This is a genomic window from Coleofasciculus sp. D1-CHI-01 (assembly GCF_040218875.1).
Taxonomy (GTDB): domain Bacteria; phylum Cyanobacteriota; class Cyanobacteriia; order Cyanobacteriales; family Coleofasciculaceae; genus Coleofasciculus.
On sequence record NZ_JAVJQP010000103.1, the window covers coordinates 33,663 to 40,252 of the forward strand.

5 protein-coding genes are annotated in these 6,590 nt (G+C 46.8%); 4 read left to right on the plus strand and 1 reads right to left on the minus strand.

Annotated features, from left to right (window positions below):
* Positions 1 to 428: 428 nt before the first annotated feature.
* From RIB93_RS18970 to RIB93_RS18985, 4 genes are all read left to right on the plus strand, one after another.
* Complete coding sequence (locus RIB93_RS18970; RefSeq protein WP_446374515.1) at positions 429 to 974, plus strand: pyridoxamine 5'-phosphate oxidase family protein; 546 nt, start codon at positions 429 to 431, stop codon at positions 972 to 974.
* A complete protein-coding gene (locus RIB93_RS18975) occupies positions 943 to 1,176 on the plus strand; it encodes a hypothetical protein (RefSeq protein WP_446374517.1) in 234 nt (77 codons plus the stop codon). Before RIB93_RS18970 ends, RIB93_RS18975 begins: the two co-directional genes overlap by 32 nt.
* A 207-nt stretch (positions 1,177 to 1,383) precedes the next feature.
* Positions 1,384 to 3,159, plus strand: a complete 1,776-nt coding sequence (locus tag RIB93_RS18980) for an N-acetylmuramoyl-L-alanine amidase (RefSeq protein ID WP_446374519.1) — start codon at positions 1,384 to 1,386, stop codon at positions 3,157 to 3,159.
* Positions 3,160 to 3,626: 467 nt separating this feature from the next.
* Positions 3,627 to 5,834, plus strand: a complete 2,208-nt coding sequence (locus RIB93_RS18985) for a mechanosensitive ion channel domain-containing protein (protein WP_446374521.1) — start codon at positions 3,627 to 3,629, stop codon at positions 5,832 to 5,834.
* A gap of 77 nt (positions 5,835 to 5,911) precedes the next feature.
* Here the strand turns inward: RIB93_RS18985 and RIB93_RS18990 are convergent.
* On the minus strand, positions 5,912 to 6,590 hold a 679-nt coding region (locus RIB93_RS18990), incomplete at its 5' end, for a Uma2 family endonuclease (protein ID WP_446374523.1).

Genomic DNA, 6,590 nt, shown 5'->3' on the forward strand with positions numbered 1-6,590 from the left:
GAGTAATCTTCCCCTGATCGGTTATTGAAATTGCTATCACCCTGTACACCCAAACCAATGAAACTCGCTTCTCCTAATCTCAGACGCCACAAGTCACGCTTAGAACATCCTTTCTCCATTTTCCATGCACAACTCGTCTGTACTATGCCCGATTCGTTTTTGGGGATTCTTTTATCCTTTACGTTGAACATCCGCTCTCGTCTGGAATGTCCACCACGAAAGCCTGACGCTTTTTTCGTCCTGATTTTCTCCCCAAGCCCTATGAACTATACTTGACAATGCCCCCAGCCCCTCTCCCACTCAACGCTCATCCCTATTTCCAAGCTAGACGACTTGCGATCGCTTCCGACTGGCAAGGTAACAAATTGTCGGACTACATTTACAATACTTTATTTTTCTTTATCTATTAGGTATTAGGTATTAGGACCATGGCAAAATTTTATTCAGAACTCTCCCAATATTTACAAAACTTCATCAAAGGACAACAGATTTTTTTTACCGCGACAGCACCTCGACAGGGGCGGATTAATCTATCTCCCAAAGGGATGGACACGTTGCGCTGTCTTGATCCGAAAACCGTCGCTTACCTGGATTTAACAGGTAGTGGCAATGAAACGGCGGCTCATTTGCAGGACGATGGTAGACTAACGATCATGTTTTGCAGCTTTACCGATAAACCTCTAATTTTACGCCTTTACGGTCAAGGGCGGGTAATTCGCCCCGTTGCTCCAGAATGGGACACCTTTTATATCCACTTTAATTCACTGCCAGGACAACGGCAAATTATTGTTCTAGATATTGAATCAGTGCAAACTTCTTGTGGCTATGCTGTTCCCCTATATGAATTTCAAGGTGAACGAGAAACTCTGGTTGAATGGTCAGAGAAAAAGGGAGAACAGGGCATTTATGAATATTGGCAGGCGAAAAATATCCAAAGCATTGATGGATTACCCACTCATCTTTTATCCGATTGACAAAGTAGGTAAGGTGTGGGGAGATGGGGAAGCTACGGGAGCAGGGGGAGCAGGGGGAGCAGGGGAAGCAGGGGGAGCAGGGGAAGCAGGGGGAGCAGGGGAAGCAGGGGAAGCAGGGGAAGCAGGGGGAGCAGGGGGAGCAGGGGAAGCAGGGGAAGCAGGGGGAGCAGGGGAAGCAGGGGGAGCAGGGGGAGGTAAATAGATCAATGACGAGAAAAGAGTTTTATGTGTAGGGGCGGGTTTCACTACTATCGTTTTTTGCTCACCCTAACGTCACTAAACCCGCCCTGTCTAAATGACGAATGATAAATGACAAATGACGTAGCTTGCTTCTCGCGAAGCGAGTATGACGAATGACAAATAACGAATGACAAATGACAAATAACAAATGACGAATAACAAATAACAAATGAAAACAATCCTAGGATTAGCTGTATTAGCATCAGTTATTGCATCTCCAGCTTGGGCGGAACAACCTCTTTTTGTTACCTATCCATCTAACAATCATCAAACTACGGCAGAGCAGATTTTCTTAATTGGGACAGCACCACCAACAGGAGACGTGCGCGTCAATGGTCAAATTATCCCCCGCAGTTATGCTGGACATTTTGCGCCGAGTTTTCCCTTGAAATTGGGCAAAAATAGCTTTACCCTGCGCTATCAAAATCAGACCATTCAGATTAATGTAACTCGCGTTGATCCGACTCCCAACGTGCCAACTGGATTAAGTTTTTCCCAGGATTCCCTAACCCCAAACGTGGATATTGCCCGATTACCTGGAGAACTAATCTGTTTTCGTGCGATCGCGCCGCCAAATGCTACGGTAACAGTGAACCTGGCAAATCAAACCATTCCGTTAATGGCTCAATCCCAGGATATCCAGTTACCGCCCAATTCCGCCGGATTAATTGACCAAAATCAGGCTGGTGTTCAATCGACGACGGGTGACTATCAGGGATGTGCAACCGCAGAAATTGCGACCAATTTAGGACAACCAAACTATCAATTAACTTTGAATGGGAAAACCATAAGCCAAGCTGCACCTGGACAGATTTCCATTCTCAACCCCGTTGAATTAGAGGTAGCTGAGGTAATCGTGGATGCAGGTGTAGCCCGAACCGGACCGAGTACCACCTATTCTCGCCTTACCCCCTTACCCAAAGGCGTTAGGGCGACGGTGACGGGGCGAGAAGGGGAATGGGTACGTTTAGATTATGGGGCGTGGATTAAAGCCGAAGAAGTGCGTATTGTTCCGAATACGGTTCCGCCGACAGCCTTGATTCGTAGTATCCGCGCCCGTCAGATTCCAGGGGCGACAGAGGTGGTGTTTCCCTTAAATACACCTGTACCTGTGAGTGTTCAACAAGGCGATCGCACGTTTACTTTAAGCCTTCATAACACAACCGCCCAAACGGATGTGATTCGCTTGGATGATGACCCCTTAATTAAACGTCTAGATTGGCAACAAGTTACACCTAATCAGGTGAACTATACGTTTAACTTGAAATCCGATCAACAATGGGGGTATGACCTGAGATATGACCAAACTAATCTGATTCTCACCTTACGTCATCCGCCAACTGTTCGCACTCAAAACGTAGAACTTAATCCGGAAAATGCTTTACAACCTTTAAAAGGAATTAAAATCCTCCTTGATCCTGGACATGGGGGGGCAGAATTAGGGGCGAGGGGACCCACTGGTTATCCAGAAAAAGATGTGAATTTAATTGTGTCGAAGTTGCTGCGCGATCAACTTCAGGAAAAGGGTGCAACGGTTTATATGACACGGGAAACCGATCGGGCGGTGTCATTAGGCGATCGCGTGACTATGATTAACCAAATTAAACCTGCGATCGCGCTTTCGATTCATTACAATGCTCTCCCAGATGCAGGTGACGCGATAAATACCAAAGGAGTGGGTATGTTTTGGTATCATCCCCAGGCGCATAATTTAGCTATATTTTTGCAGGATTATCTGGTGAATCAGTTAAATCGTCCGGCTTATGGGGTGTTTTGGAATAATCTCGCACTGACTCGCCCTCATACCGCACCATCAGTGTTATTAGAACTAGGATTTATGATTAATCCAGAGGAATTTGAGTGGATTATGAATTCGCAACAACAACAGAGATTAGCGAGTGCGATCGCGGATGGGGTGACAGAATGGTTCCAGAACGCTCAATAGAGCCAAACAGTGGGAATTATTTGATTGCTCCGGATGAAAAGTATAATTCAAACCCAAGATTCTAAGGCAAAAGGTTCGGCTCTCCAGTGATTAGTGTCGAGCAAATACATTAAAATTCAGCTGGGGAGCGAGTATTGTAGACAGTTCTGGAGTAGATTCGATCGCGCGCGATGAGCAATTGTTCTTTTGTGGTGGTCATAAGTTGGTAGTATAGGAAATACAGCTGCTAGTACAATAACGCAAAAGGCTCGCCAAGAGCAGAAGGCGACAATACTGCACTAGCGATACCATTGTTAGTTGCGCTGGATAGAACAGAGGAATGTGACGTATTGACAAAGAGTGAACAGTAATAATATACTGGTAATATTAAATTATACTGCTCGCTCATAACTCTCTGCTTAAAATAAGTCTAATCAATTTAGCTTTTACACTGTTGTAGCTGTAATTGCGTTTGTTTAATGAACAAAATGCTGGCATTAAAACGAAAAACATTGAGGGAGAAACAGCCCAGACAGCGTTATCGAGTGGGTGCAATTGTCCTGACGGGAGTTGTCTGTGCCTTCGCGGTGTGGTGGACTCCGGTGCAAGCCCAAGACGCTGAAGCGGAAGAAACGACGACTGAACAAGTTCAAATTCCCGAAGAGGTAGATCCCCAAGCGGCAACCACGACGGAAGATCCAACCATTCCCGTTGAGGAATTGAGACTGTTGGTTCAACCCCTTACCCTAGCAGAACTCGAAATTGAGGCAGCTGCTTGGCTAGTGCTGCTCAAAGAAAAAGCCAAAGAAATTAGCGCCGCTGAAATTGCCATCAAGCGGCAAAATTTAGCCATTGACAAACAGGAAGAAGCCGCAGGTGCGTTAGAGGAAGCCCAGAAAAACCTGGCTGAAGCAGAGGAAGCTCAAGCCGGTGCCACTCCTGGCTCCCCAGAATACGAAGAAGCGGCGAAAAAGGTAGAAGAAGCTAAAGAAAACCTGAAAGTGGCTCAAGAAGCCATCGAGGAAGCGGCTGAAACGAATCAGCAGATCAAAGAAGACGAAACCTCAAGCAGCGTCCTGGAAAAAGCCGAGGAAACAGGGGAACTAGAAGCGGCAAAACAAGCAATTGAGGATGCAAAGAAAGCACGGGAGGAGATGGAAGCCGGCTCGTTGGGCTATGAAGCCACGACGGAAAACATTGATACCCTAGAAGCCGCGATCAAAGACGTTGAAGATGCCAAAGAAGCCCAAGACGCCACTATTTCCGACTCACCGGAACATAAAGAAGCAACTCAGCAACTTGAAACCAGCCTGGAAGCACTCAAAAAAGCAAGGGAAGCCATTGAAGGAGTGGATGCCCCTGAAGAGCAATCCTCGGAAAATCTCGATGAACTGACAGCCACTCTGGAAAACACGGAAGTAGACGTTGACGGAGAGGAAAAAGTCGCTGGACCGTCTGAAGTCGCGGAGAGCCAAGGGGAACTTCAAGAACAACAACAGCAGCTTGAAGAGGCAGGCACACAACTTGAAGAGAATGCCGAAGCCGATTCGGAAGAGAAAAACCAACTGGTGGTTGCAGTTACCGAACTTCAAGAGGAACGGACGGCAATTATTGATCGCTTTAACGTCATCCTCGACGAATTGGAGAAAAAAGGCGGGACTCCTGAATCCTACCGCAAATACATTCAAGCGGTTAGTGGTATTGAACTTGATCTAGCCGACACCGAAGGTTTAGGGCTACGGCTGCTCAACTGGTTCTCATCAGAAGAAGGTGGCTTACGCTGGGCTAATAATACCGGCAAGTTTTTCGGCGTTTTCATCGGCGTCGCGATCGCGTCTCAGGTCCTCGGTATCATTGTTAACCAAGCTTTTTTGCGATTGAGCCATATATCCCAACTGTTACGTAACTTCGTGGTTATCGTGATCCAGCGCGGTGGTATCCTGATTGCCTTCCTACTCGCTCTAACTGCACTTGAAGTCAGCCTCGGTCCAATCCTCGCCCTGCTTGGGGGGGTGAGTTTCGTACTCGCCTTCGCACTACAAAGTAACATCGGCAATTTTGCCAGTGGCTTGATGATTATGGCGTACAAGCCCTTCGATGTTGGCGATGAAGTCAAAATCGGTGATTTGTGGTGTTACGTTGATTCAATCACCCTTGCTAATACAAGACTTAAAGGGTGGAATGCTCAAATTTATACCGTTCCCAACAACACGATTTGGAGCAGTACGATTGAAAACCTGACCACCCAGGATATTCGTAGAGGGGGAATAAGTCTTCGTATTTCCTTCGACACAAACCTGCACTGGGTCAAAGAAATTTTGTTGGAGATTGGAAAGTCACACCCTTTGACTCTAGATAATCCAGCACCGTCGGTTTTTCCTTATAAAGGTGGGGAGTATTATGTGAGTGTCGGGATTAAATTTTGGACGAAAACTAAGGACTTTTGGACGGCTTATGAAGAGATACTGTTCATGGTTCAGGAACGTTTTGCCAAAGAAGGGATCTCAATCATACCCCAGCAAGATATTCGCATCCACCATGCTGCTGCCAATGGTAAAACGCCAGAATTGGTTTCGCAAATGCCTGTGGAACCCTTAGAACCTCAACTCTCTAAGCGTAGTACTCAGTCATACTTTGACCCTGAATCCTTTGACCCTGGGGTATCCGTTGGCGCTGATCCGGATGGTCCAGATTAGAACCTTTTGGTTTTAGTAGGGTTTTTCCACCGAAGAGACGTTCCACCGGAACGTCTCTACTAATTTTGTAGCTGTACTCACGCCTCTGGCTCAATTCCAGCGGCTCGTAACTGTGCGATCAAGGTTTGTACTCGAAGTCGTTCTTGTTCAGCTCGTTGCTGCTCTTGTTCAGCTCGTTGCTGCTCTTGTTCAGCCCGAAGTCGTTCTTGTTCAGCCCGAAGTCGTTCTTGTTCAGCTCGAAGTCGTTCCTGTTCAACCAATTCTACCCCCCAGGGTAAAAGTTGCCCAGATTCATCCCACCACCGCAACCAATACCCCTGACGGTTTCCCTTCCTTCCTTCCCACACACCCAAAAATAAGCCAAGCGCTTCTATCCAATAGCGCCCCTCTTGGGGTGGCTGCAAGACATAATATCCAGCATCATTGAGCTGATACATTTCCAGCACACCTTGTTCAGGTTCAAAAATTCCATACTGGGGGACTCGCAACACTTGCTCATAAAAATACCATTTCCCCGGAGGATATGTCGGCTTGCTCGAATATTCATTTCCTTCTGTATCGGAGAGAAATTCAATTACAATTCCTGGAATATCCCCTTGCAGGTGTGGCGTATAGCTGCGGCGGACATTCTCTTGGGATACCTCAATCCGAGGTACATACATCCAATCAGGAGCTTTTACCACAAACTTACCCTCTAACCGAGCGCAGACACCGTAATTCGTAGCGACTAATGTATTGTCTTGCAATCGCCCGGTT